Below are 25,365 nucleotides of genomic sequence, written 5' to 3'. Positions count from 1 at the left end.
TGGAAGAAGACTATATAAACCAATGTGTAAAATGTGTATAAAATTATCCACAAGTGTAGGGAAAAGGGGAAAAATGTCGAATTTTCTTTAGATAATTACTAATTCTTACTAATTTTTCTACTATCCAAAGCTAAACAAATAGTTTTTCTTCTTTGATTATGAAAAAATAACTGATATGATAAAACGGTAAAAATAGATAGGAGTGTACCTGATTGCTATTAAATAAATTTTTGCCTAATGAACATGTTAAGGATGTTTTTCAAATAGACCCGCAAAGTTTGAAAGCCAAAGGCATAAAGGCCATTATTACGGATTTGGATAATACATTAGTAGAATGGGATCGTCCAAATGCAACACCAAACTTAATTAAATGGTTTTCTATGATGAAAGAGCATAATATTCTTGTGACAATTGTCTCAAATAACCATGAAAACAGGGTTAAAGCCTTTGCTGACCCTCTTGGTATTCCGTTTATTTTTGAAGCGAGAAAACCGCTAAGAAGTGCATTTAATAAAGCAGTATCTATGATGGGAGTAAAAAAAGAAGAAACAGTGGTTATTGGTGATCAATTGCTTACAGATGTACTTGGCGGCAATAGAAGTGGGTTTTATACCATTTTAGTTGTACCTGTCGCACAGTCTGATGGTTTCATGACCCGATTCAATCGAATGATTGAACGCAGGATTATGGCATGGTTTAAGCGAAAAGGATTATTACAATGGGAGGATAAAATGTGAGTAAATCAGAAATAACATGTATCGGCTGCGGAGTAACCATTCAAACAGATGATCCTAAACAAATTGGGTATGCACCCGCTTCTTCGTTGGAAAAGGAAACGGTTATTTGTCAGCGATGCTTTCGACTTAAGCATTATAATGAGGTACAAGATGTATCTTTAACAGATGACGACTTTTTAAAAATACTAAATGGTTTATCAGAAGTCGAAGGATTAATTGTAAAAATCGTCGATATTTTTGACTTCAATGGCAGTTGGCTGCCTGGATTGCACCGTTTTGTCGGGAAGAACCCGATTTTACTTATTGGAAATAAGGAAGATCTACTGCCTAAATCAGTAAAGCGGTCAAAGCTTATTCAGTGGATGAAGCAAGAGGCAAAACAATTAGGGCTTCAGCCAATAGATGTTTTATTGGTAAGTGCTACGAAAGGTAGTTCTATTAATGAAGCGATTGATGCCATTGAACATTATCGGAACGGTAAGAATGTTTATGTGGTAGGCTGTACGAATGTAGGAAAATCTACCTTTATTAATCGAATTATTAAAAATGTAGCGGGGGAAGAAGATGTTATTACTACATCTCACTTTCCAGGGACAACCCTTGATATGATTGAAATTCCATTGGATGACGGCAGCGCATTAGTAGACACTCCTGGAATTATCAATCATCATCAAATGGCTCATTTTGTAGATAAAAAGGATTTAAAACTTATTACACCAAAGAAGGAAATAAAACCAATGGTTTTTCAGCTTAATGAAGAGCAAACCTTATTCTTTGGTGGCCTAGCCCGGCTTGATTATATTAAAGGTGGAAGACGTTCCCTTATTTGCTATGTATCAAATGAACTTAAGATACATCGTACAAAGCTGGAAAACGCAGAGTCTCTATATAAAAAGCATGTTGGTGAACTTTTGCATCCGCCTAGGAAAAATGATTTAGAGGAGTTTCCTGATCTAGTTCGCCATGAATTTTCTCTAAAACAAGGGAAGACAGATATTGTTTTTTCAGGTCTTGGCTGGGTAACCATTAATGAACCGGGTGCGGTTGTGGCAGCTTATGTTCCCAAAGGGGTTAGTGTGTTAACTAGACCATCCTTGATTTAGATGGGGGGATATTATGAAAAAGCTTTTTGGAGTAATCGGTGACCCAATTTCCCATACCATGTCCCCAATGATGCATAATGATGCCTTTGAAAATTTAAAGATAAATGGATATTATCATGCATTTAGAATTTCACCAATGGACTTGGAGACTGCCGTAAAAGGAATGAAGGCAATAGGGGTTGAAGGATTCAATGTTACTATTCCTCATAAAACGTCGATCCTTCCATTTTTGGATAGGATCGACCAGCTTGCACAAGCTATCGGAGCTGTAAATACAGTAGTTCGAGAGGGAAATGATTTTGTAGGCTATAATTCGGATGGACTAGGGTTCATTCGCTCTTTGCAAGATGGATGGAAAAAGGATTTTAAAAATGAGAAAACGCTTATCATTGGTGCCGGTGGTGCTGCCAAGGCTATATTCTATTCACTTGCCTCGTCAGGAGTTGACAAAATAGATATTTGTAATCGTACACCCGCAAAAGCTCAAGCGTTAGTGGATTACTGTCCTTTTCACTGTGAAACAAATATATTAAGTTTAAACGAGGCTAGTGAACAACTGGCAGAATATACTTTAGTCATTCAAACGACGTCGATTGGAATGAGTCCAAACATACAGGAAATTCCTATTAGTTTAGAAAATCTCATGCCACATACACATGCAGTAGATATCATTTATAATCCATTAGAGACAAAATTTCTATGTGAGGCAAAGCAAAAAGGTGCAACCACCCAAAATGGGATTGGAATGTTTGTGCATCAAGGTGCCGTTGCCTTTGAAAAATGGACCGGTATGAAACCTGATATTATTCGAATGGAACATAAGGTTCTTCAACATTTAGGAGGTTTAAAATAATGTTAACTGGGAAACAAAAACGTTTTTTACGTTCACAGGCTCATCATCTAAATCCAATTTTCCAAGTTGGAAAAGGTGGAGTTAACGAAAATATGATAAAGCAAATTGGTGATGCTCTTGAGGCTAGGGAGCTTTTTAAAGTAAGTGTTTTACAAAATTGTGACGTTGATAGAGATACAGTTGCAAATCAACTAGCTGAAGGAACAAAAGCAGAAATTGTACAGATAATTGGAAATACTATTGTTTTATATAAGGAATCGAGAGAAAACAAACAAATTCAGCTTCCGTAAAGGCTATATTTTTAAACTTGATATTTTAAAGACGAATGTCTGGTAAACATCGTTAATAAGGTTTTAAAAAGATAGGGGCTTATAGGAAATGATGCCGCGAAACTAAGCCTGTATTAGGATATATTGCCCTTTTACGAAAAGCAGCAATCTAATACGAAAACATTCTCCATAGAAGGTGAGAAGGATGAGGAAAAGAGTAGGGATTCTAGGAGGGACATTTGACCCTCCACATCTCGGCCATTTAATCATCGCCAATGAGGTATTACAGGAGCTAAATCTTGATGAAATTCGATTTATGCCAAATCAGGATCCTCCACATAAGCAAAAGGATAAAGCGATTTCGAATGATGATCGCATTCATATGCTAAAATTAGCGATAGCTGACCATCCGTACTTTGCCGTTGAAACAATTGAAATGGAACGAGAAGGCCTTTCATATACATATGATAGTATTGTTTTGCTGCGCAATCGGGAGCCAGAGACTGAATTTTATTTTATTATTGGTGCAGATATGATTGAATATTTGCCGAAATGGTATAAAATTGATGAATTATTGAAATTAATTCAATTTATAGGTGTCAATCGCCCAAATCATTCTCAGGAAACTAACTATCCTATTTTACAAGTTACAATACCTGATATAAATATTTCTTCCACGCTGATAAGGAAAAGGATATCCGAAAATAAGTCGGTAAAATATTTAATTTCGGATTATGTTTGGAATTATATTAAGGAGCGGCATTTATATGGATCAAAATAAGGCTCTAAGTATCGTCAAGAAACAAATAACAGAGAAACGTTATATTCATACATTGGGTGTTATGGAAACAGCCATTCAATTAGCAGAGAAGTATGGTGCTGATACAAAAAAAGCGGAGACGTCCGCTATCTTTCATGACTATGCTAAATTTCGTCCATTGAACGAAATGAGACAGATTATTGTGGAACAGCAGTTTGATCCAAGGCTGTTACAATTTAATCCTGAGTTATGGCATGCGCCTGTTGGTGCATATTTAGTGCAAGCAGAGGTTGGAATTACGGATCCAGAGATTTTAGATGCGATACGGTATCATACATCCGGAAGGATAGGAATGACATTATTAGATAAAATCATTTACCTCGCGGATTATATTGAACCTGGACGGATGTTTCCAGGCGTGGAAGATGCTAGAGAGTTGGCACAAATAAGTTTAGATAAGGCATTGGTCTATTCTGTTCGGAATACCATTCAATTTTTATTAAGCCGAAATCAAACCGTTTATCCTGATACAATTGACTTCTACAATGATCTTATTATGAAAGGTGAGGATGTACAAAAATGAAGAATCATGAGTTATTATCTGTAACGGTAAAGGCCGCCGATGATAAGAGAGCGGAAGATATTGTTGTCTTAAATATGAACGGGATTTCCCTTATAGCTGATTATTTTTTAATTTGCCACGGAAATTCCGACAAACAGGTGCAAGCAATTGCAAGAGAAATAAAAGAAAAAGCAGAAGAAATGGGTTATAATGTAAAAAAGATGGAAGGCTTTGATGAAGGAAAATGGGTGTTAATCGACTTGGGAGATGTTATCGCTCATGTCTTTCATCGTGAGGAAAGAAGCTACTATAATCTTGAAAGACTGTGGGGAGACGCTCCGACAGTTAATGTTTTTAGTGAGTGATGAATGTGTCCTATGAAAGATTTGCTTATGTTTATGACTATCTAATGAAAGAAGTTCCGTATGAGGAATGGGTGAATTTTTTAAAGTCAAAACTTCAGAGAAATTCTATACCAGGAAATGAACTACTTGAAATCGCCTGTGGTACGGGTGAATTGTCCGTAAGACTAGCTAAAGCTGGCTTTGAAGTCACGGGTGTTGACTTATCTGATGATATGCTTACTGTTGCCAGTCAAAAGGCAATACAAAATCAGGTGGATATTTCATTATTTCAGCAAAATATGTGCGAGTTAGAGGGACTGGGAAGTTTCGATATAGTGACGATTTTTTGTGATTCTCTTAATTATTTGAGAACACCTGAAGAAGTTCAAGAAACGTTTCGCAGGGTTTACTCCCATTTACATAAAGATGGACTTTTTCTCTTTGACGTACATTCTATATATAAAGTGGAAAATATATTTCATAATAATACATTTGCTGATAATGATGATGCTGTTTCCATTATATGGAACTGTTTTGAAGGTGAATATCCATATTCTGTTGAACACGATCTTTCCTTTTTTGTTTTGGATGACGAAACAGAACGTTATGACCGTTTTGATGAATTACATGTTCAACGTACTTTTTCGCAAGAGGAATATGCACAATGGCTAGTATCAGCTGGTTTTGAAATACTGGAAATAAATGCTGATTTTCACCATAACAAACCAGATGAAACTTCAGAAAGAATTTTTTTTACGTGTAAAAAATAGTGGGAGCGCAATTGCTCCCACTTTTATTCAACAAAAAAATTATAAAAATAAAAATATTTTGAAGGAATTTAGGCATCCTTGTAGAATAATTTAACTGACTCCGAATTGTTTTGTAACAGCCTCCACATCCTCATTAAACTTTTCATGTGTAGCAACAAAAATGTGCTCGAAGACATCTCCAAGCTCATTTTCCAAAACTTTTATTCCTTCTCCCGTGATTCCGCCTTTCACACATACTTTTTCCTGTAAAGTAGGGAGAGTGTAAAATCCTTTTTTTAATAAGTCTCCTAGGCCAACTAACATTTCTCCCGCTAAAACAGTTGCAGTAGATTGGTCAATGCTTGTTTTTTTTACCGCAGCATTAATAAATGCTTGTGTTAAATAACTAAAAAAAGCAGGACCGCAGCTAACTATATCCGAAGAAACGCGTGTAATAGACTGATTTATTTCAAGGGGAATAGAAATATAAGCTAGTAATTCTTTTATCGCTCTTTTCCAATACTCATCACAGGATGTCGAGAAAGTAAGTAAAGAAACTCCTGATAGTGCCCTATTTGTAATGCTGGGTATTGCCCTTGCGCATGAACAGTGGAGTATAGATGAGAGTTGTTCTACGGAAACAGAACTTGTAATGGACACCAGACATTTGTCTTTAGAAAGTATATCCTTATATTTTGTTAGTAATGGGTGAAAATCTAATGGTTTCACACAGAGAAAAATCAAATCGCATTCTTGTATCAGTTCTGGGATTTCTCTGCAAACATGAATGGACGGATATTTGGTCTGTAATTTCTCAGCTTTTTCGATTGTCCTATTAGTTATATATAGATTGGAAGGAGAAAGTGCCTTACTATCTACGAAGGATTCCACCAAAATAGTCCCCATATTTCCTGTTCCTATGATGCCTATTTTCATTTGTTCTCTCCTCCTTTACGAGAATTTAATGGCTGATTAAACCTTCACAACGTTGTTAAATTTCCTTCATAAAACTCTATGTCATTTTTAATACGAATATTCATCATTATCTTACACTGTGAAAAGGGTGGTTATTATGAAAGCATTCTTATTAAAAAACAAAATGATTGTATTAGGAATTGGTATCCTTGGTTTAGCATTATGCGTTTATTTATATCAACATAGGTCCCTGGAACAAGAAAATAACGAAACTCCTTTCCCTTATATGGATGAAATTCAAGAGGAAGAGAACAAACAGGAGGAAACGCAAAATAAGAAAATGAAGATTGATGTAAAAGGAGCAGTAGTACATCCTGGAGTTTACGATGCTCAGAAAGATGAAAGGGTATTAGATGTAATTCAAAAAGCTGGTGGATTTCAAAAGAAGGCAGATCAAAGAAAGGTTAACTTGGCAGAAAAGGTCCATGATGAAATGGTGATTTACGTACCTGAGAAAGGTGAAACCCCGGATAATGAAATAAATTTCGAAACCCCCATTTCAAGTCAAGATGAAGGTAAAGTTAATATCAATACGGCGGATTTAGCACAATTACAAACATTAACAGGGATTGGACCATCAAAAGCATCTGCGATTATTGAATATCGGGAGAAAAATGGAGGCTTTAAAAAAGTGGAGGATCTTACTAATGTTACGGGGATAGGGGAAAAAACACTTGAAAAATTAAGGGATTCTATTATAGTTCATTAATGATACACTTAAAGAGAGAAAAGGTGAAAAATGTCGGCTTTCGATCAAAAATAGTTTATTGTCAAACTTGTATCTATCAGATACGTTGGTTTAGTTACATAGGATTATGGAAAGGAAGACAGAAATGGAAAGAATATCTTGGAATCACTATTTTATGGCGCAAAGTTTTTTATTATCTTCCAGGAGTACATGTACGAGACTAACAGTTGGAGCAACGATTGTTCGTGATAAAAGAATTATTGCAGGTGGATATAATGGCTCTATTGCCGGTGGAGAACACTGTATTGATGAAGGTTGCTATGTCATTGATCATCACTGCGTTAGAACGATTCATGCGGAAATGAACGCAATTCTACAATGTGCAAAATTTGGTGTTCCTACAAATGGAGCGGAGATTTATGTTACTCATTTCCCATGCTTACAATGCTGTAAAGCTATCATTCAGGCGGGGATTAAGGCAGTGTATTATGCACAGGATTATAAAAATCATCCATATGCGATTGAACTGTTTCAAAAAGCAGGAGTCCAAGTAGAACAGGTGCCGTTTAATCAACATTCATTAGATCTTGCAGCTAATGAAAAAGCAGATTTTGTTCATTCCATATTAAAAATGTTAGAAGAAAAAGGGACAGATGGAGAGACGCTATCCACTTTACAGTTACAGGCTGAAAAATTATTTAAATAATTCCTTTAGGTGGGTGGCTAAGAGCTAGCTGCCCACCTGAAATACAAAGGAGAGATTATGCAAGGATATTGGTTCTATTTGTCGATGGCTGCTCTAAGTGCAACGTCTTTAGCATTGCATGTTCATTACGGTCTAAGTATTATTTTTCACCTATTCTGCCTACAGTCTATCCTCACTAAAAAAAGAAAACTCATCATTTTTACTCTTTTGACCTATATTCTTTTTTTTGTAATTAGTTTCTACAGCAATCAGTCTCATAAAAAAACAAATTTTAGCATTCTTCAAACTGAATTTCATATTATCTTTCAAAATATGCCAATAATAGATGGAAATAAGGTAAGCTCCATTGTGCAAACAGATAAAAAAGAACATGTGGCACTTAGTTATATAATCGCAAGTGAAGCAGAAAAGAAGCATCTGGAGCGTCAATTTAAAACAGGTATTTCCTGTAATGTGACAGGTACATTATCAAAACCTGAGAAAAATAAAAATCGAAATTTATTTAATTATAAACAATATTTATTTAGACAAAATGTTCACTGGAAACTCAAGGTAACACAATTTAAAAACTGTAGGGATAACGGGAAAGGAATAGTCTATAAATTAAAACGTGTTCGAGAATCCGCACTAAAGGAAATTGAACTTCAATATCCTCCAGAATTAATACCTTATGCCAAAGCACTTCTTTTTGGTGATCGTGTTGATTTCGAAGAGGATGCTTATTCCCTTTTTCAAAGATTAGGGATTGTTCATTTATTAGCTATTTCCGGGCTGCATGTATCGTTAATATATTTAGGATTTTATTATTTTCTGATTCGGATTGGTGTAACAAGAGAGAACAGTTCGTGGATTATTATTTGCTTTTTACCTATATATGCTATCCTTTGCGGTGCAAATCCACCCGTTATACGAGCAACGATTATGTTAATTATTATTCTTTTATCTACCCATTCGCGACTTTCCTTAACTTCGATAGATGGTTTGGCCATTAGTTTTTTACTTTTTTTAATGAAAGATCCCTTTATTATTTTTAATGTCGGTTTTCAGCTTTCCTTCATTGTAAGTCTGTCCATTCTTTTATCATCTAGGACTGTTATTGCAAGATATAAAAATAATATCGTACAATTGATGGTCATTTCCTTCATTTCGCAAATATCCTCACTTCCAATTATCATGTATCAATTTTATCAAATTTCCATTATTAGCATTCTTAGTAATCTTTTTTTTGTCCCTTTATACAGTTTTGTGCTTTTACCACTCTTAATCCTCTCTTTTTTTACCCTGTTTCTCATTCCAATGGTATTCCGTTTAATTGTTAATGTTCTATTAGTTATTATCTCTGCCTCAGAATGGTTCGCAGAATTTCTGGATTTTAAATGGTCGGTTTTAATTGTGGGGAGACCGGGTATATGGGTATTGATCGTTATCCTGCTGGCAGTTCTATTCTTATTTTATAATTGGGAAAAAGGTAAAAAAATTCATGTTTCTGCATATCCGCTTTGTATTGTAATTTCTTTGTATATGATATCAAAGTGGTTTAATCCTTATGGAGAAGTGGCTTTTATTGATATTGGTCAAGGCGACAGCATTCTCATACAACTGCCGTATAATCGAGGAACGTATCTGATTGATACAGGAGGATCGATGGCTTTTGAAGTACCTGAATGGTCGAAGAGAAAGCGCCAATTTTCAGTGGGTAAAGATATTCTCGTTCCATATTTAAAAGGAAAAGGAATCAGTAAAATTGATAAATTAATCTTAACTCATAGCGATGCAGATCATATAGGTGCTGCCAAAGAGTTAGTTGGAACCATCAAAATTACGGAAGCTTATATTTCTCCTGATTCTTGGAGAAAACCGTTGATGTATGAGACGCTGTTCCATTTTCAAAAAGAAAAGATAGCGATTATGGAAGTAAAAGATGGATTTGGCTGGAAAACAAAGGAAAGCAGTTTTCTAATGGTATATCCATTTGACCGTCAGTATGAAGGGAATAATGATTCATTGGTGCTTTTAGCTAAAATTGGGGGACGTAGCTGGCTATTTACTGGTGATTTGGAACAGGAAGGGGAAGAGGAGTTAGTCCGTTCTCATCGTATCCAAGCAGATGTATTAAAGGTTGGCCACCACGGAAGCAAAACCTCCACTTCATTAAAGTTTCTAGAAAGTATTGATCCAAAAATTGCTGTTATATCTGCAGGTGAGGATAATCGATATGGTCATCCTAATGAGGAAGTATTGGAAAGATTGAAACATGAAAAAATAAAGGTGTTTAGAACAGATTTGGAAGGAGAAGTTATCTATAAATTTACCGGAAATAATGGAACATTTGAAACGGTGTTTCCATAGAATAATGTATGATTTCTCCAGTAGAAACAGAATTTCAGCACTGAATTTTCGGAAAACAAAAAGGAGTTTGCTTCATAGCAAACTCCTCCGGCAAACTCATGATCTTAACCAACGAGCTTGATGACAGTTGCGATAATGAACATAATTGCAAAGAAAGCAAAAGATACTCCAAATCCAATGCCGGAATCGATTGCATCATTTCCTTTATACTGTACATTCTTTTCAAATTGATTCACAACTACCCCTCCTATATCCACTTTAGTATAGACGATTTAGTATGAAAAATCTATAGTAACCGTCCAATTTCCTTCGCTGACAAGAGTTAACACAAATACTTTTTAATCAGTAGGTCAAAATATTATTACACCCGAGTTTTTCCGTTAATGAAAAAGTATCCTAGGCCTTTTTCGTTAACGTTTAATATAGATAATGGAGATTGACTCTCTCTCTGGGTTAATCTCCACTTGTCAAATTCATCATCCTTTTTTACCATAGAGATATGATTTGAAATTTTGGAAAGAAGGCTTCTGCGATGATTGACATGTGGACAAGAATAGAAAGAAAACAATTTTCTCCGATATATCTATTATATGGAATTGAAAGCTTTTTAATCAATGGGACAAAGCAAAAATTATTGAAAAATATGTTAACTGAAGAAGAATTGGATTTTAATTTTGCTTCGTATGATTTGGAGGAAGTTCCTATCGACGTAGCAATTGAGGATGCTGAAACGCTTCCTTTTATGGGTGAAAGAAGATTAATATTTTTACATAACCCCTTTTTTTTAACCTCTGAAAAAGCGAAGTCTAAGGTAGAACACGATATTTCAAAACTGGAGGCATATCTACAGGAACCCGTACCATACAGTACAATTGTTTTTGTTGCACCATATGAGAAGCTGGATGAGCGAAAAAAAGTGACAAAGCTATTAAAGCGGACCGCAGACGTGTTAGAGGCAAAAAAATTCAGTGAACAAGAAATAAAGGCGTGGATACGTCATCGCGCAGAAGCAAATCAAGTAGAGATTCTTGATGACGCCGTTGAAATGTTATTAACATTATCTGGCACCAATCTTATGATGCTAGCAAGTGAAATAGATAAACTTGCACTTTATTCCAATGGGTGTATAGATAAAAATACAGTGGAAATTTTAGCTTCAAAATCATTAGAACAAAATATTTTTTCTCTCGTTGATAAAGTAATGAATCGTAAAATAGACGAAGCGTTACGAATCTATTATGACCTTTTAAAACAAAATGAAGAACCGATAAAAATTCTATCAATATTAGCTGGACAGTATCGATTACTGTATCAAACAAAGGAATTAATGAGACGCGGATACGGGCAGCAGCAAATTGCTACTTATCTAAAAATCCACCCGTTTAGAATTAAACTTGCAGCTGGACAAGCAAAAATGTTTTCGGAAGAAGAACTAAATAAGATCATGATGTGGATAGCTGATGCAGATTATCAAATGAAAACAAGCGGTTTAGCTAAATCGATGATTATTGAAATGTTGTTATTTAAAATACACGGCAGTAAATAAAAGAAATGCGGACAAACCTCGCATTAGAAGAAATGAATAAAAATAAAAACGATCCAAAAGGATCGTTTTTTTATTATGCATTAGCAGCATTCAATTTTTTCATTAAGCGTGCTTTTTGACGATTTGCAGCATTTTTATGAATAAGGCCATTAGATGCAGCTTTATCAAGTTGCTTAACAGCAGTAGCTAATAAAGTTTTAGCGTTGTCATCGTTATTTACAACTGCAGCCTCGAATCTCTTCACAGCCGTACGCATAGTTGATTTTTGAGCTGAGTTTTGAGCATTGCGCTCTTCGCTTGTTTTAACGCGTTTAATTGCAGATTTAATATTTGGCATTTATTTCACCTCCTACGAGTAATACACATTCACTACTCGACTATCACAGTAAGAACAAGTGATATTTTATCAAACGAGCCGTGATAATGCAATACTATTAGTAAAAACAGATTGAATCTGGATGAAAAATGTTTTTTCTTGTGAGGATGAATTTTTTCAGAAATGAATGATTTTTTCCTGGAAGGGTAATCATGTAAATTATGTATAAATTCTTCTAAAAATCTAAGGAGGAATAAGTTTGAAAAAAGATGACCATCTTGACTTAAGTGTTTACTCTATTAGAACTGATTTGGCGCTTGAAGCACATAATATGGCTGTTGAGGAGCGTAAAAAAAATAAATCAACCGAGGAAGTTACGGAAATAGAAGGCGTAATTATTAAAGATCGGGAAGTTGATGATATTAAAATTTCCTCAGTGGAAATTACAAAAGAAGGAGAAAAGACAATAGGGAAAAAGGCTGGATATTACTTAACTCTCGAAGTGCAAGGGATACGCCAGCATGATACAGTACTACAACAAAAAGTCGGGGAAGTTTTTGCAAAAGAATTTAGTGGGTTTCTAAGACAATTAGACATTCCAAAGGATGCAAGTTGTTTAGTTGTTGGTTTAGGAAATTGGAATGTCACTCCGGATGCACTTGGTCCATTGGTTTGCGAAAATATTATTGTAACAAGACATTTGTATAAGCTTCAACCTGAAAATGTGGAAGAAGGGTATCGGTCTGTAAGTGCTATTGCACCAGGTGTAATGGGGTTAACAGGTATCGAAACCAGCGACATTATTTTTGGTGTCGCTGAAAAATCAAAACCCGATTTTATCATTGCTATTGATGCCTTAGCATCTCGTTCGATTGAAAGGGTGAATGCAACTATTCAAATATCGGATACTGGTATTCATCCAGGGTCAGGAGTAGGAAACAAACGCAAGGAATTAAGTAAAGAAACCCTTGGTGTCCCCGTTATCGCTATAGGAGTTCCAACTGTAGTAGATGCAGTCTCCATCACTAGTGATACCATTGACTATCTATTAAAGCATTTTGGAAGAGAAATGAAAGAAGGTAATAGGCCATCTAGTTCACTGGCACCATCAGGGATGACATTTGGGGAGAAGCGGGTGTTAACGGAAGAGGATTTACCTGGTGAAGAACATCGAAAAATGTTTATGGGTATGATTGGAACGCTTGAAGATGACGAGAAAAGGAGACTTATCCATGAAGTGTTAGCGCCTCTTGGACATAATTTAATGGTTACACCAAAGGAAGTGGATCTTTTTATAGAAGATATGTCTAATTTAATTGCAAGTGGATTAAATGCTGCACTTCACGAAGCAGTTGATCAAACAGACACTGGCTTTAAAACTAGATAGGAGATATCAAGCAAAATTTGTTCTACTTTCTCTAGTAAATTCATACATTATACTAGATTAGCTTGGAGAGGGTGGAACAAATTGAAGCCATATAAAAATCAAAACTTCATTATTTCATTGCAATTAACTAGTATTTTAAAAATATCCGGGATGATTGTTCTAACCCTAATTCTTATTTTTTCATTGAGCGGTATTTTAACTACCATCAAGCCGGGTTATAGAGTGAGTTCTAATTTAGTCACAGATGCAAGTCAAAATATTTCCGGAGGACTTCTCTATCATTTAATGGCATCAGAAAATCATAGCTTAAGTTCTAGTATCGATAACAACCGAATTACCGATTCAATAGGAAATATACTTTTTCATGTAGTGACTAATATAAGTTTTAAGGATCCTAGAAGCTTTTTAGGTCGAGAACTTTCAGGATTTAATATGTTTGACAGCAAAATTCTCGTAGCTGGGGAGGGGACAGATTATACAAACCTTCCGATTGAGTCGGTTCCTCCAGAACATGTTTTTCATTCTAATAAAGATCCCGACTTGAAAAACACAGAAAATATTGTAACTACAAAGGGATCAAGCAATTCGGAACAACATTCTATTTTAACGACTGGTAATAAAAAAGTGGTATTTCTTTATTTCACTCATACACGCGAATCTTACTTACCGTACTTAAAGGGGATAACAAATCCAAATGCGGCAAGTCATTCAAAAATGAACGTAACAATGGTTGGTGACAAGCTGAAAGAAGAATTAGAGGACCGCGGTATTGGGACTACCATTGATAAAACAGATGTTCAAAGTCAATTGCTGAAAAAAGGTTGGAAATATGGACAATCCTATCTTGAATCAAGAACGCTTGTTCAGGATGCAATGAAACAAGACCGAGACCTCCATTATTTTATTGATATTCATCGGGATTCTGCACGTAAGAAAAAGACAACTGTCGTAATAAATGGTCAGTCCTATGCCAAAATTTCATTTATTATTGGCGGTGAAAACCCTAATCATGATAAAAATGTTCAGCTTGTTAAAAATATACACAGTCGACTGGAGAAAAAATACAAAGGAATAAGTAAAGGAATTATTGAAAAAGCTGGTGCATCTACCAATGGAAAATTTAATCAAGACCTTTCTTCTAATTCTTTTTTAATTGAAGTTGGGGGAGTGGATAACACATTTGAAGAAATGTATCGAACTGTCACAGCTTTCGCGGATGTGTTTAGTGATTTTTATTGGCAGGCAGAAAACGTAAATGGAAGTGAACTGCTGCCACCGGCCAAAAAATAGGACGCATATAGGGGAGCAGACATATGAAGTGGTTAAAATATGGAATAATATAAAGGATGATATAAATGACGAGGTTTTTTATAAAATGTTCTCTTCTCATTGCCTTATTATTCATAGGTGTTTTAATAGGAATGGAAAAAGCCAATCAGGGAATGGTTAAAATGAAAGGGTATGATGATCCATCCTTACAATCTCCTGTTCAGACACAAGAGAAAAATAATGGGAAAATAGATACCGTTGTTATGGGGAAGAATATTACATCTCATAATTTGGAAAAGAAAAAAGAACATTTGCAGGATATTAAAGCCTTTAATTTTTTCTCCTCTATAGGAAAGGTCTTAACCAACATCATTTCTTCTGTAACAGAAAAAATCATTGATTTTGTCTCATCTTTTATTTAATCTGTTAAAGCATCCAACTGGATGCTTTTCTTATGTCTAGCTCCAGCGCCTATCGTCGTATGGATTTTTCCGTCTTCTCCCTACGATAAGTCAACATCAACTCGTGAACTACCTCGTTGTGTTTCCTTTATCTCAGTCGAAGACTCCAAAATCCATACGCCGATGAACAAGGCGCTTTTGCTTTTCTTATTGAATCTTAAAAAGCGTGCTGATATAATCAGAAATAGTGTATATGTGTCGATTAACAGGAGTTGAAACTTGATGAACCATGAAGAAAAACTACAACGACAAGCAAAAATTCGAAACTTTTCTATTATTGCACATATCGATCACGGAAAATCGACCTTGGCCGACAGAATATTAGAAAAAACGAATGCATTGTCATCTCGCGAAATGAAAGCTCAGTTACTTGATTCCATGGATCTTGAGCGTGAACGCGGGATTACCATAAAATTAAACGCAGTCCAATTAAAATATAAGGCGAAAGACGGAGAAGATTATATATTGCATCTAATCGATACTCCTGGACATGTAGATTTTACTTATGAAGTATCTAGAAGCTTAGCGGCTTGTGAAGGAGCAATACTTGTTGTTGATGCTGCACAGGGTATTGAAGCTCAAACATTAGCTAATGTATATTTAGCTCTAGATAATAATTTGGAAATTTTGCCTGTAATTAATAAAATAGATTTGCCGGCGGCTGATCCTGAAAGAGTAAGACAAGAAATAGAGGATGTTATCGGTTTGGATGCCTCCGAAGCTGTTTTAGCTTCTGCAAAGGCAGGAATCGGAATTGAAGAAATCCTAGAACAAATTGTAGAACAGGTTCCAGCACCTACAGGAGACCCCGATGGACCACTCAAAGCGCTTATTTTTGATTCGCTATATGATGCTTACCGTGGAGTAATCGCATATATTAGGGTAGTAGAAGGATCTGTAAAAGTTGGGGATAAAATAAGAATGATGGCAACCGGCAAGGAGTTTGAAGTCACAGAAGTTGGAGTGCATACACCTAAACAAGTATTATGTGATGAATTGACAGTTGGGGATGTAGGTTTTTTAACTGCTTCTATAAAAAATGTTGGTGATACACGTGTCGGGGATACGATAACAAGTGCCAAAAATCCAGCTACCGAGCCCCTGCCTGGTTATAGAAGATTAAATCCAATGGTTTACTGCGGCCTTTATCCAATTGATTCTGCAAGATTCAATGATTTGCGAGAGGCATTAGAGAAGCTGGAGCTTAATGACTCCTCCCTCCAATTTGAACCGGAAACATCCCAAGCACTTGGATTTGGGTTCCGCTGTGGTTTCCTTGGCTTACTCCATATGGAAATTATTCAGGAACGTATTGAACGGGAATTTAAAATCGATTTAATTACAACAGCTCCAAGTGTTATTTATACGGTTTACTTAACAGATGGTACAGAAATAAAGGTTGATAACCCATCTAATATGCCAGACCCTCAAAAAATTGACAGAGTGGAAGAACCATATGTAAAAGCATCTATTATGGTTCCTAACGATTATGTAGGAGCAGTAATGGAACTTTCCCAGGCAAAACGCGGGAATTTTATCGATATGCAATATTTAGATGATATACGTGTAAATGTAATTTATGAAATTCCACTTTCTGAGATTGTTTATGATTTCTTTGACCAATTAAAATCAAGTACAAAAGGTTATGCTTCCTTTGATTATGAACTAATTGGATATAAGCCTTCGAAGTTAGTGAAAATGGATATTCTATTAAATGCGGAAAAAGTGGATGCCTTAAGTTTCATTGTTCACAAAGACTTTGCCTATGAACGAGGAAAAGTAATTGTTGAAAAACTGAAAGAAATTATTCCGCGCCAACAGTTTGAGGTACCAGTCCAAGCAGCAGTTGGTCAGAAGATCGTTGCCCGTTCTACCATTAAAGCGATGCGCAAAAACGTACTTGCCAAATGTTATGGAGGGGACATTTCCCGTAAACGTAAACTACTTGAGAAACAAAAAGAAGGGAAAAAGCGCATGAAGCAAGTAGGTTCTGTTGAAGTTCCACAAGAAGCATTCATGGCTATTCTTAAGATGGATGATAATAATCCGAAATAAATTTTTGGGGGAGAAAGCTAGAAGTAACTAGTACTCCCTCTTTTCTATTTTACTAATTAGGTTGTGATGAAATGAAAGCAGCATATATTCATATTCCTTTCTGCGAGCATATATGTTTTTACTGTGATTTTAATAAAGTATTTTTAAAGGGTCAGCCAGTGGATGAATATATTGAAGCATTATTAAGGGAAATGAAAATACAATTGGAAATTACTCCAGTGAAGGAATTAGAAACTATTTTTGTTGGGGGAGGGACTCCTACAGTCTTAGATGAAAATCAGTTAGATAGGCTTTGCAACGGAATTCGTTCCATACTTCCCTTTCAAAATGGTGAGTTTACCTTTGAGGCAAATCCAGGTGATTTATCTGATGAAAAATTAAGTATTCTGCATGAATATGGGGTAAATCGGTTAAGCTTTGGGGTTCAGTCCTTTAATAATGAGTTATTAAAAAAAATTGGCAGAACACATACTTCCGATGATGTTTTTGAAACATTAAACAAAGCAAGAAATGCAGGGTTTGAAAATATTAGTATTGATTTAATGTATGCACTCCCTGGCCAAACAGAGAATGATTTTCGTTCTACATTGAAAACTGCTCTAGATTTAGACCTTCCTCACTATTCCAGCTATTCCTTAATAGTTGAACCGAAGACCATTTTTTATAACTTAATGAGAAAAGGGAAGCTTCATTTGCCGTCAGAAGATGTGGAAGCAAGAATGTATGATATTTTGATGACGGAAATGGAAAAGCATGGTTTACATCAGTATGAAATTAGTAATTTTGCAAAGCCTGGATATGAGAGTAAACATAATCTTGTTTATTGGGATAATGAAGAATACTTTGGTTTTGGTGCAGGAGCACATAGTTATGTTGAACAAGTAAGAAAATCTAATTTTGGGCCAGTAAAAAAATACATTCACCATTTAGATAAAGAGGAACTGCCTATTTTCGAGCAACACAAACTGACAAAGCAAGAAATGATGGAAGAGGAAATGTTTTTAGGATTAAGAAAAAATAATGGCGTCAGTTTATCTCTTTTTAAGGAAAAATATGAGGAAAATGTGTTAAACGTATTTGGAGATGCAATTTCTGAAATGGTAGAGAGAAAACTATTGGAAATTGTAGATAATAGAATAAAGTTAACAAAAGAAGGCAGGTTCCTTGGAAACGAGGTATTTCAATCATTTCTTCTTCTTTGATATAATTTTTATACGTCATCGTAGTTTTCTGCCTTTTAGGTAGTCAGAATGATAATATGACTTTGATTTTCTTTAAATAATATTTTCCATATTGCTGAAATCGGCAGTTGATTTTCAATTGTCCGTACCTTGATAATAAAATAGCATATGCACTGCTATTCGTAACGCAAATATATTGACATTATCGACCTGTTTTGATAATTTATTATTAGAATTAGCACTCATCCTTTTAGAGTGCTAACAGAGGTGATAGAAGTTGTTAACAGATCGTCAGCTCCTAATTTTACAAGTTATAATTGATGATTTTATTCGGTCTGCGCAACCAGTTGGTTCAAGAACTCTTTCGAAAAAAGAAGAGATTTCATTTAGTTCGGCGACCATACGTAATGAGATGGCTGATCTGGAAGAATTGGGTTTTATTGAAAAAACTCATACTTCTTCAGGAAGAATTCCTTCAGAAAAAGGGTATCGCTATTATGTAGATCACATTCTGTCACCGCAAAAGCTTAATCAAAAGGATATTTCATTGATTCATTCCATTTTTGCAGAAAGAATTTATGAACTTGAAAATATTGTGCAAAAATCGGCGAAAATCCTTTCCGATTTAACAAACTATACAGCTATCCTGTTAGGACCGGCTGTAAAGGAAACGAAATTAAAGCATCTGCAAATTGTTCCACTAAATAATGACACTGCTGTAGCAATTATTATTACAGATACAGGACATGTCGAGAACAGGTTATTTACGTTTCCAAAAGGATTTAATGTCGGTGAATTGGAACGAATGGTGAATATACTTAATGAGCGATTGGCTAATGTTCCTATTCATAATCTGAAAGATAAGATTTATAAGGAAGTTGCCGAAATCTTAAAACAGCATATTCATAATTATGATTCCATGCTATATACCATTTCTGAAACATTGAAAATACCTGATCATGAGAAACTCTTCTTTGGCGGAAAAGCAAATATGTTAAATCAGCCTGAGTTTCATGATATTCAAAAGGTGCGTTCCTTAATGGATATGATCGAACGTGAACAAGGTTTTTATGATTTATTCAGGCATATACCAAAGGGGATACATGTGAAAATTGGAAAAGAAAATCAGGTATCGGAAATGGAGGATTGCAGCTTAATAACTGCAACTTATTCCATTGGAAATGAGCCAGTCGGAACCATTGCGATATTAGGTCCCACAAGAATGGAGTACTCTCGAGTAATAAGCTTGCTAGATTTTTTAAGTACTGATATGTCGAAGGCACTTACAAAATTGTATCAAGCATAAAACAGCTGGATATATTGAAAGATAGCTGGAGATTAGTATATTATGCTAATTTCTAGTTATTTTCATGCACTTGTATTTGTTTGACTTTTGAGGGAGGTGATTGCAGGTGACAGAAGAAAAAAAACTTGCAGAAGAAGAATTGGAACAAACTAAAGAAGAACAAAGTGAAAATATTGAAGTAGTTTTTGATGAAGAAACAGCCGCTAATCCTTCTTCCGATACTCATAATGTGAATGAGGATACTGCAGCACTAGAAAATAAAATTCAAGAACTAGAAGCTAAATTAAACGAATCAGAAAACCGGTATCTAAGGCTTCGTGCGGATTTTGATAATTACCGCAGACGTGTTCAACTTGACCGTGAATCAAGTGAAAAATATAGAGCACAAAGTATTATTACGAATTTACTACCAGCTATCGATAACTTCGAGCGTGCAATGCAAATTACACCGGAAAATGAACAAGCAACACAGCTTATGCAAGGAATGGAAATGGTGTATAGAAGTATATTAGAAGCATTAAAACAAGAAGGTGCGGTTCCGATTGAGTCAGTAGGAAAAGAATTTGATCCGCAATACCATCAGGCTATTATGCAAGTGGAAGATGAAAACTATGGTTCGAATATTATTGTAGAAGAGTTTCAGAAAGGCTATGTCTTAAATGACCGTGTCATTCGCCCATCGATGGTGAAAGTAAATCAATAATCCATACATATAACAAAAGTAGGAGGAATTAACATGAGCAAAATTATTGGTATTGACTTAGGGACAACAAACTCATGTGTTGCAGTCCTTGAGGGCGGGGAACCAAAAGTTATTCCGAATCCAGAAGGAAATCGTACGACTCCTTCAGTTGTGGCATTTAAAAATGGTGAACGCCAGGTTGGTGAGGTAGCTAAGCGTCAAGCCATTACCAATCCAAATACAATTATTTCAATTAAACGTCATATGGGTACAAACCATAAAGAGACAATTGAAGGCAAAGATTACTCACCACAAGAAATTTCAGCAATGATTTTACAATATTTGAAATCCTATGCTGAAGAATATCTTGGTGAAAAAGTTGACAAGGCTGTTATTACTGTTCCTGCATACTTCAATGATGCAGAACGTCAAGCAACTAAAGATGCTGGAAAAATTGCCGGCTTAGAAGTAGAGCGTATTATTAACGAGCCTACAGCAGCGGCATTAGCATATGGATTGGACAAAATGGATGAAGATCAAACTATTTTAGTCTATGACCTAGGCGGGGGTACATTTGACGTTTCTATCCTTGAATTAGGAGATGGCGTTTTCGAGGTTCGTGCAACAGCTGGTGATAATAGACTTGGTGGAGACGATTTTGACCAAGTAATTATCGATTATTTAGTAGCTGAATTTAAAAAAGAGAATGGAATTGATCTTTCTAAAGATAAAATGGCATTACAACGTTTAAAAGATGCGGCTGAAAAAGCGAAAAAAGACTTATCTGGAGTGGCATCAACACAAATCTCATTACCGTTCATTACAGCTGGGGAAGCTGGTCCGTTGCATTTAGAGCTTACATTAACTCGTGCAAAATTCGATGAAATCTCTGCTGGATTAGTAGAGCGCACAATGGGACCAACTCGTCAAGCACTTAAGGATGCTGGCTTAACACCATCTGATATTGATAAAGTTATTCTTGTAGGTGGATCTACACGTATTCCAGCGGTACAAGAAGCAATCCGTAAAGAAATTGGAAAAGATCCTCATAAAGGGGTAAATCCAGATGAAGTTGTGGCAATGGGTGCTGCGATTCAAGGTGGAGTTTTAACTGGTGATGTTAAGGATGTTGTTCTACTAGATGTAACACCACTTTCATTAGGAATTGAAACAATGGGTGGAGTATTTACGAAACTAATTGATCGAAACACTACAATCCCAACTTCTAAATCACAAGTATTCTCAACAGCTGCGGATAACCAAACAGGTGTTGACATTCACGTATTGCAAGGTGAGCGTCCAATGGCAGCTGATAACAAAACACTTGGTCGCTTCCAATTATCTGATATTCCGCCAGCACCAAGAGGTATCCCACAAATCGAAGTTACATTTGATATCGACAAAAACGGTATTGTAAATGTAAGTGCGAAAGATTTAGGAACTGGTAAACAGCAAAACATCACGATTAAATCATCTACAGGACTTTCTGATGATGAAATTGAACGTATGGTTAAGGAAGCAGAAGAAAATGCTGAAGCAGATAAAAAACGTAAAGAGGAAGTTGAATTACGTAATGAGGCTGACCAGCTCGTCTTTACAACTGAAAAAACATTAAAAGAACTGGAAGGCAAAGTAGATCAAGCAGAAGTGAAAAAAGCAGAAGAAGCAAAAGATGCTTTAAAAGCAGCAATTGAGAAAAATGATTTAGATGAAATTCGTTCTGCTAAAGATGCTCTTCAAGAAATTGTTCAAAACCTATCTGTGAAGCTATATGAAGAAGCAGCAAAACAAGCACAGGCTTCTCAAGATGCCGGCCAAGATGGGGCTAAAAAAGACGATAATGTTGTAGATGCTGAATTTGAAGAAGTAAAAGACGATAAATAGAAAAGCGAAGGCGCCTTGCTCATCAGCGTACGCATTTCGTAGTCTTCGACTAGATAAAGGAAACACGGCGAGGTAGTTCGCGGGTTGTTGTTGACTTATCGTAGCGAGGAGACGGAGAAATCCGCAAGTCGATAGGCGCTATAGCTAGACAAATAGAAAAAGCAAAGGGCGATTATTGAGTATAAGGTCCCGGAAAAGATAAAGTCAAAGTCAGGTCCATCTTGGCTTTGACTTTTCTTATGATGTAACCGCCAACTTATTCTTTTATTGATTGTTATAACTGTCAATGTTAAAATTACCTTTATGCTGATTGTTTCGGGAGTGTGTTTGTTATGAGTAAAAGGGATTATTATGAAGTTTTAGGACTAGAGAAAAATGCTTCAAAAGATGAAATTAAGAAGGCCTATAGAAAACTATCTAAGCAATATCATCCTGATATAAATAAAGCCCCAGATGCAGCTGATAAATTCAAAGAAGTAAAAGAAGCATATGAAGTTTTAAGTGATGATAATAAACGTGCACATTATGATCAATTTGGACATACGGATCCGAATCAAGGCTTTGGTGGCTTCGGTGGTGCAAGCGATTTTGGCGGCTTTGGTGGTTTTGAGGATATTTTTAGCACCTTTTTTGGCGGCGGTGGCAGACGACGTGACCCTAATGCGCCAAGACAAGGGGCAAATCTTCAATATACTATGACCTTATCTTTTGAAGATGCCGTTTTTGGAAAAGAAACAGAGATTGAAATACCAAGAGAAGAAGAATGTGATACTTGTCATGGATCTGGAGCCAAACCCGGAACAAAACCGGAAACTTGTCCACACTGCCATGGAAGCGGTCAATTAAATACCGAACAAAATACACCATTTGGTAAAATAGTTAATAGACGAGTATGTAATTATTGTAATGGTACTGGGCAATTGATAAAGGATAAATGTAGAACCTGTGGGGGAAGCGGAAAGGTTAAAAAACGCAGAAAAATCAATGTTAAAATACCCGCAGGGATTGATGATGGACAGCAATTACGTGTATCTGGTCAAGGAGAACCAGGTATAAATGGAGGTCCTTCAGGGGATCTATACGTAGTTTTCCATGTAAGAGATCATGAGTTTTTCGAGCGTGACGGAGATGATATTTACTGTGAAGTTCCGATTACGTTTACACAGGCAGCTCTTGGAGATGAAATAGAAGTTCCAACTTTACATGGAAAAGTGAAACTAAAAGTACCGGCTGGAACTCAAACAGGCACGAAATTCCGCTTACGAGGAAAAGGTGTGCCAAATGTTAGAGGCTATGGGGTCGGTGATCAAAATATTCACGTGAAAGTAGTTACTCCAACAAAATTAACGGATAAGCAAAAGCAATTACTTCGGGAATTCGCAGAGATTAGCGGAACGGTTCCTGATGAGCAAAACGAATCTTTTTTCGATAAGATGAAGAAAGCATTCAAAGGGGAATAATCGATGAATGGAGTTGGCAAGATTTGAAATGGTCTGAAATTATGATTCACACAACTAATGAGGCAGTAGAACCAATCTCCAATATTTTGCATGAAGCAGGTGCAAGCGGGGTTGTCATTGAGGATCCATTTGAACTTACTAAAGATCGTGAAGATCAATTTGGAGAGATCTACCAGCTTGATCCGGAAGATTATCCCGAAGAAGGAGTCATCATAAAGGCATATTTGCCAGTCAATAGCTTTCTGGGAGAAACAGTTGAGGAAATAAAACAATCCATAACTAACTTAACATTATTTAATATTGATATAGGCAAGAATGCTGTATCTATCAGTGAAGTGAACGAAGAAGAATGGGCTACTGCATGGAAAAAATATTATAATCCTGTCAAGATATCATCTAAGTTTACAATCGTGCCTACATGGGAACAATACGAGCCGGTAAATAGTGATGAATTAATTATTGAATTGGACCCAGGCATGGCTTTTGGAACTGGAACCCATCCGACAACTGTTATGTGTATTCAAGCTTTAGAGCGTACCGTTCAAAAAAATGATCATGTTATTGATGTAGGTACTGGTTCTGGGGTTTTAAGTATTGCTGCTGCACTATTAGGTGCCGGGAAAGTTACAGCATTAGATCTAGACGAGGTAGCTGTTCAATCTGCCAAATTAAATGTTAAATTGAACAAGGTACAGGATGTTGTTACTGTGTCAAAAAATGATCTTTTAAATGGTGTCGAAAGTCAGGCCGATGTAGTAGTTTCAAATATTTTGGCAGAGGTCATCATGAGTTTTACCGACGATGTTGCCAATGCTGTAAAAAAGGGCGGTTACTTTATTGCTTCTGGAATTATTCAGGCAAAGAAGAATGAAGTGAAAGAAGCAATCGTTGAATCAGGCTTTACTATTGAAGAAACCATTGTGATGGAAGATTGGATAGCATTTATTGCAAAGCGCAGGTGAAAGAAGTGCAGCGTTACTTTCTAGATAAACCTTATTCTGGAGAAAAGGAAATAATGTTAACCAATAATCATTTTCATCATATAGCTCGAGTTATGAGAATGTCTCCGGAAGAGTTGATTTACGTTGTTTTTCAAAATCAAAAGGCATGTATTGCCAAAATAACGGATATTACCAATGAAGCAGTTATTGCTTCTATTGTAAAATGGGAAGAAATGAATAAAGAAATGCCTGTTCATGTTACCATAGCGAGCGGATTGCCTAAAGGGGATAAGTTGGAATGGATTATTCAAAAAGGAACAGAACTAGGAGCATTTGAATTTATCCCTTTTATTGCGGATCGCTCGGTTGTGAAGTGGGATGTAAAAAAAGAACAAAAAAAAGTAACTAGGTGGTTGAAAATTGCAGAGGAGGCTGCAGAGCAATCACATCGTCAATATAAACCGAATGTCTTGCCTCCAGTTGTTTTTAAAGAAATACTGCAAATCAGTTCCAAGTATACTCACAAGATTGTTGCGTATGAGGAAAATGCGAAACAAGGTGAAAGCACTAATTTTGCTAAAATGTTGAAAAACTTTAAGCAGGATGATACGGTATTAATTGTATTTGGACCTGAAGGCGGAATATCCAACTCGGAAATTGAACATTTAAGGAACAATGGGTTTGAAATTTGTGGTTTCGGTCCTAGAATTCTTCGAACAGAAACTGCGCCATTATATGCTTTATCTGCAATTTCCTATCATTTAGAATTAATGAGGTGATCA

General features: G+C 35.9%; 26 protein-coding genes. 23 read left to right on the top strand and 3 right to left on the bottom strand.

Annotated features, from left to right (window positions below; all coding sequences use genetic code 11):
- Positions 1-212 precede the first annotated feature (212 nt).
- The 8 genes from CWO92_RS10300 to CWO92_RS10265 all read left to right on the top strand — a co-directional run bounded on the left by CWO92_RS10300 (position 213) and on the right by CWO92_RS10265 (position 5,398).
- Positions 213-737, top strand: coding sequence for a YqeG family HAD IIIA-type phosphatase (locus CWO92_RS10300; RefSeq protein ID WP_101354121.1), 525 nt, complete (start codon positions 213-215; stop codon positions 735-737).
- Entirely contained in the window at positions 734-1,840 is a 1,107-nt protein-coding gene (gene yqeH, locus CWO92_RS10295) for a ribosome biogenesis GTPase YqeH (RefSeq protein WP_101354120.1), read from the top strand. Before CWO92_RS10300 ends, yqeH begins: the two co-directional genes overlap by 4 nt.
- Before the next feature lie 13 nt (positions 1,841-1,853).
- A complete protein-coding gene (gene aroE, locus CWO92_RS10290; protein ID WP_101354119.1) occupies positions 1,854-2,693 on the top strand; it encodes a shikimate dehydrogenase in 840 nt (279 codons plus the stop codon).
- Positions 2,693-2,983, top strand: coding sequence for a ribosome assembly RNA-binding protein YhbY (yhbY, locus tag CWO92_RS10285; RefSeq protein WP_101354118.1), 291 nt, complete (start codon positions 2,693-2,695; stop codon positions 2,981-2,983). The genes aroE and yhbY overlap by 1 nt, the downstream gene beginning before the upstream one ends.
- A 184-nt stretch (positions 2,984-3,167) precedes the next feature.
- Positions 3,168-3,743, top strand: coding sequence for a nicotinate-nucleotide adenylyltransferase (locus CWO92_RS10280; RefSeq protein ID WP_101354117.1), 576 nt, complete (start codon positions 3,168-3,170; stop codon positions 3,741-3,743).
- Positions 3,730-4,305, top strand: coding sequence for a bis(5'-nucleosyl)-tetraphosphatase (symmetrical) YqeK (gene yqeK, locus CWO92_RS10275; protein ID WP_101354116.1), 576 nt, complete (start codon positions 3,730-3,732; stop codon positions 4,303-4,305). The genes CWO92_RS10280 and yqeK overlap by 14 nt, the downstream gene beginning before the upstream one ends.
- Positions 4,302-4,649 (top strand): ribosome silencing factor, encoded by a 348-nt coding sequence (gene rsfS, locus CWO92_RS10270; RefSeq protein WP_101354115.1) that lies wholly within the window; start codon positions 4,302-4,304, stop codon positions 4,647-4,649. Before yqeK ends, rsfS begins: the two co-directional genes overlap by 4 nt.
- Before the next feature lie 5 nt (positions 4,650-4,654).
- Complete coding sequence (locus CWO92_RS10265; RefSeq protein WP_101354222.1) at positions 4,655-5,398, top strand: class I SAM-dependent DNA methyltransferase; 744 nt, start codon at positions 4,655-4,657, stop codon at positions 5,396-5,398.
- A 90-nt stretch (positions 5,399-5,488) separates the two neighbouring features.
- Here the strand turns inward: CWO92_RS10265 and comER are convergent, their stop codons facing one another.
- A complete protein-coding gene (gene comER / locus CWO92_RS10260) occupies positions 5,489-6,313 on the bottom strand; it encodes a late competence protein ComER (RefSeq protein ID WP_101354114.1) in 825 nt (274 codons plus the stop codon).
- Between the two features lie 136 nt (positions 6,314-6,449).
- On the opposite strand from comER, the gene CWO92_RS10255 reads away from it, so the two are divergent.
- The 3 genes from CWO92_RS10255 (at position 6,450) to CWO92_RS10245 (ending at position 10,095) form a co-directional block, all read left to right on the top strand.
- A complete protein-coding gene (locus tag CWO92_RS10255) occupies positions 6,450-7,061 on the top strand; it encodes a helix-hairpin-helix domain-containing protein (protein ID WP_101354113.1) in 612 nt (203 codons plus the stop codon).
- A 124-nt stretch (positions 7,062-7,185) separates the two neighbouring features.
- On the top strand, positions 7,186-7,746 hold the full coding sequence (locus CWO92_RS10250) for a ComE operon protein 2 (RefSeq protein WP_101354112.1): 561 nt from the start codon (positions 7,186-7,188) through the stop codon (positions 7,744-7,746).
- Between the two features lie 57 nt (positions 7,747-7,803).
- On the top strand, positions 7,804-10,095 hold the full coding sequence (locus CWO92_RS10245; RefSeq protein ID WP_101354111.1) for a DNA internalization-related competence protein ComEC/Rec2: 2,292 nt from the start codon (positions 7,804-7,806) through the stop codon (positions 10,093-10,095).
- Between the two features lie 104 nt (positions 10,096-10,199).
- Here the strand turns inward: CWO92_RS10245 and CWO92_RS10240 are convergent, their stop codons facing one another.
- Positions 10,200-10,331 carry a YqzM family protein gene (locus CWO92_RS10240; protein ID WP_101354110.1) on the bottom strand — a complete coding sequence of 44 codons (132 nt, stop codon included), beginning with the start codon at positions 10,329-10,331 and terminating at the stop codon, positions 10,200-10,202.
- A gap of 296 nt (positions 10,332-10,627) precedes the next feature.
- Between CWO92_RS10240 and holA the strand changes: the two genes are divergently transcribed.
- Positions 10,628-11,641 carry a DNA polymerase III subunit delta gene (gene holA / locus CWO92_RS10235; RefSeq protein ID WP_101354109.1) on the top strand — a complete coding sequence of 338 codons (1,014 nt, stop codon included), beginning with the start codon at positions 10,628-10,630 and terminating at the stop codon, positions 11,639-11,641.
- A gap of 73 nt (positions 11,642-11,714) precedes the next feature.
- Here holA and rpsT read toward each other — a convergent pair whose 3' ends face one another.
- Entirely contained in the window at positions 11,715-11,978 is a 264-nt protein-coding gene (rpsT, locus tag CWO92_RS10230; protein WP_101354108.1) for a 30S ribosomal protein S20, read from the bottom strand.
- A gap of 238 nt (positions 11,979-12,216) precedes the next feature.
- On the opposite strand from rpsT, the gene gpr reads away from it, so the two are divergent.
- The 11 genes from gpr to CWO92_RS10175 all read left to right on the top strand — a co-directional run bounded on the left by gpr (position 12,217) and on the right by CWO92_RS10175 (position 25,362).
- Entirely contained in the window at positions 12,217-13,344 is a 1,128-nt protein-coding gene (gene gpr, locus CWO92_RS10225) for a GPR endopeptidase (RefSeq protein ID WP_101354107.1), read from the top strand.
- 81 nt (positions 13,345-13,425) lie between these two features.
- On the top strand, positions 13,426-14,634 hold the full coding sequence (spoIIP, locus tag CWO92_RS10220) for a stage II sporulation protein P (protein WP_165786659.1): 1,209 nt from the start codon (positions 13,426-13,428) through the stop codon (positions 14,632-14,634).
- 65 nt (positions 14,635-14,699) lie between these two features.
- Positions 14,700-15,035: a YqxA family protein gene (locus tag CWO92_RS10215; RefSeq protein WP_101354106.1), complete on the top strand. Its 336-nt coding sequence runs from the start codon at positions 14,700-14,702 to the stop codon at positions 15,033-15,035.
- 261 nt (positions 15,036-15,296) lie between these two features.
- Positions 15,297-17,129 carry a translation elongation factor 4 gene (gene lepA / locus CWO92_RS10210; RefSeq protein WP_101354105.1) on the top strand — a complete coding sequence of 611 codons (1,833 nt, stop codon included), beginning with the start codon at positions 15,297-15,299 and terminating at the stop codon, positions 17,127-17,129.
- Between the two features lie 71 nt (positions 17,130-17,200).
- Positions 17,201-18,331, top strand: coding sequence for a radical SAM family heme chaperone HemW (gene hemW, locus CWO92_RS10205; protein ID WP_101354104.1), 1,131 nt, complete (start codon positions 17,201-17,203; stop codon positions 18,329-18,331).
- A gap of 256 nt (positions 18,332-18,587) precedes the next feature.
- Entirely contained in the window at positions 18,588-19,616 is a 1,029-nt protein-coding gene (hrcA, locus tag CWO92_RS10200) for a heat-inducible transcriptional repressor HrcA (RefSeq protein ID WP_101354103.1), read from the top strand.
- 106 nt (positions 19,617-19,722) lie between these two features.
- Positions 19,723-20,319 carry a nucleotide exchange factor GrpE gene (gene grpE / locus CWO92_RS10195; RefSeq protein WP_101354102.1) on the top strand — a complete coding sequence of 199 codons (597 nt, stop codon included), beginning with the start codon at positions 19,723-19,725 and terminating at the stop codon, positions 20,317-20,319.
- A gap of 33 nt (positions 20,320-20,352) precedes the next feature.
- A complete protein-coding gene (gene dnaK, locus CWO92_RS10190) occupies positions 20,353-22,182 on the top strand; it encodes a molecular chaperone DnaK (RefSeq protein WP_101354101.1) in 1,830 nt (609 codons plus the stop codon).
- 332 nt (positions 22,183-22,514) lie between these two features.
- Positions 22,515-23,642 carry a molecular chaperone DnaJ gene (dnaJ, locus tag CWO92_RS10185; protein ID WP_101354100.1) on the top strand — a complete coding sequence of 376 codons (1,128 nt, stop codon included), beginning with the start codon at positions 22,515-22,517 and terminating at the stop codon, positions 23,640-23,642.
- Positions 23,643-23,665: 23 nt separating this feature from the next.
- Positions 23,666-24,604, top strand: coding sequence for a 50S ribosomal protein L11 methyltransferase (gene prmA, locus CWO92_RS10180; RefSeq protein ID WP_101354099.1), 939 nt, complete (start codon positions 23,666-23,668; stop codon positions 24,602-24,604).
- Positions 24,605-24,609: 5 nt separating this feature from the next.
- A complete protein-coding gene (locus CWO92_RS10175) occupies positions 24,610-25,362 on the top strand; it encodes a 16S rRNA (uracil(1498)-N(3))-methyltransferase (RefSeq protein WP_101354098.1) in 753 nt (250 codons plus the stop codon).
- Positions 25,363-25,365: the final 3 nt, after the last annotated feature.

This window comes from Heyndrickxia camelliae (assembly GCF_002844575.1).
In the GTDB taxonomy this organism is placed as follows: Bacteria; Bacillota; Bacilli; order Bacillales; family Bacillaceae_C; genus Margalitia; species Margalitia camelliae.
Note: the sequence above shows the minus strand (reverse complement) of the source record. Positions and strands in the feature narration are given on the sequence as shown.

What these genes read in the sequence shown, in the direction of transcription:
- aroE (WP_101354119.1), top strand. Translation starts at nt 1,854, where the DNA reads ATGAAAAAGCTTTTTGGAGTAATCGGTGACCCAATTTCCCATACCATG.
- yhbY (WP_101354118.1), top strand. Translation starts at nt 2,693, where the DNA reads ATGTTAACTGGGAAACAAAAACGTTTTTTACGTTCACAGGCTCATCAT.
- CWO92_RS10280 (WP_101354117.1), top strand. Translation starts at nt 3,168, where the DNA reads ATGAGGAAAAGAGTAGGGATTCTAGGAGGGACATTTGACCCTCCACAT.
- yqeK (WP_101354116.1), top strand. Translation starts at nt 3,730, where the DNA reads ATGGATCAAAATAAGGCTCTAAGTATCGTCAAGAAACAAATAACAGAG.
- rsfS (WP_101354115.1), top strand. Translation starts at nt 4,302, where the DNA reads ATGAAGAATCATGAGTTATTATCTGTAACGGTAAAGGCCGCCGATGAT.
- comER (WP_101354114.1), bottom strand. Translation starts at nt 6,313, where the DNA reads ATGAAAATAGGCATCATAGGAACAGGAAATATGGGGACTATTTTGGTG.
- CWO92_RS10255 (WP_101354113.1), top strand. Translation starts at nt 6,450, where the DNA reads ATGAAAGCATTCTTATTAAAAAACAAAATGATTGTATTAGGAATTGGT.
- CWO92_RS10250 (WP_101354112.1), top strand. Translation starts at nt 7,186, where the DNA reads ATGGAAAGAATATCTTGGAATCACTATTTTATGGCGCAAAGTTTTTTA.
- CWO92_RS10245 (WP_101354111.1), top strand. Translation starts at nt 7,804, where the DNA reads ATGCAAGGATATTGGTTCTATTTGTCGATGGCTGCTCTAAGTGCAACG.
- holA (WP_101354109.1), top strand. Translation starts at nt 10,628, where the DNA reads ATGATTGACATGTGGACAAGAATAGAAAGAAAACAATTTTCTCCGATA.
- rpsT (WP_101354108.1), bottom strand. Translation starts at nt 11,978, where the DNA reads ATGCCAAATATTAAATCTGCAATTAAACGCGTTAAAACAAGCGAAGAG.
- CWO92_RS10215 (WP_101354106.1), top strand. Translation starts at nt 14,700, where the DNA reads ATGACGAGGTTTTTTATAAAATGTTCTCTTCTCATTGCCTTATTATTC.
- lepA (WP_101354105.1), top strand. Translation starts at nt 15,297, where the DNA reads ATGAACCATGAAGAAAAACTACAACGACAAGCAAAAATTCGAAACTTT.
- hemW (WP_101354104.1), top strand. Translation starts at nt 17,201, where the DNA reads ATGAAAGCAGCATATATTCATATTCCTTTCTGCGAGCATATATGTTTT.
- dnaK (WP_101354101.1), top strand. Translation starts at nt 20,353, where the DNA reads ATGAGCAAAATTATTGGTATTGACTTAGGGACAACAAACTCATGTGTT.
- dnaJ (WP_101354100.1), top strand. Translation starts at nt 22,515, where the DNA reads ATGAGTAAAAGGGATTATTATGAAGTTTTAGGACTAGAGAAAAATGCT.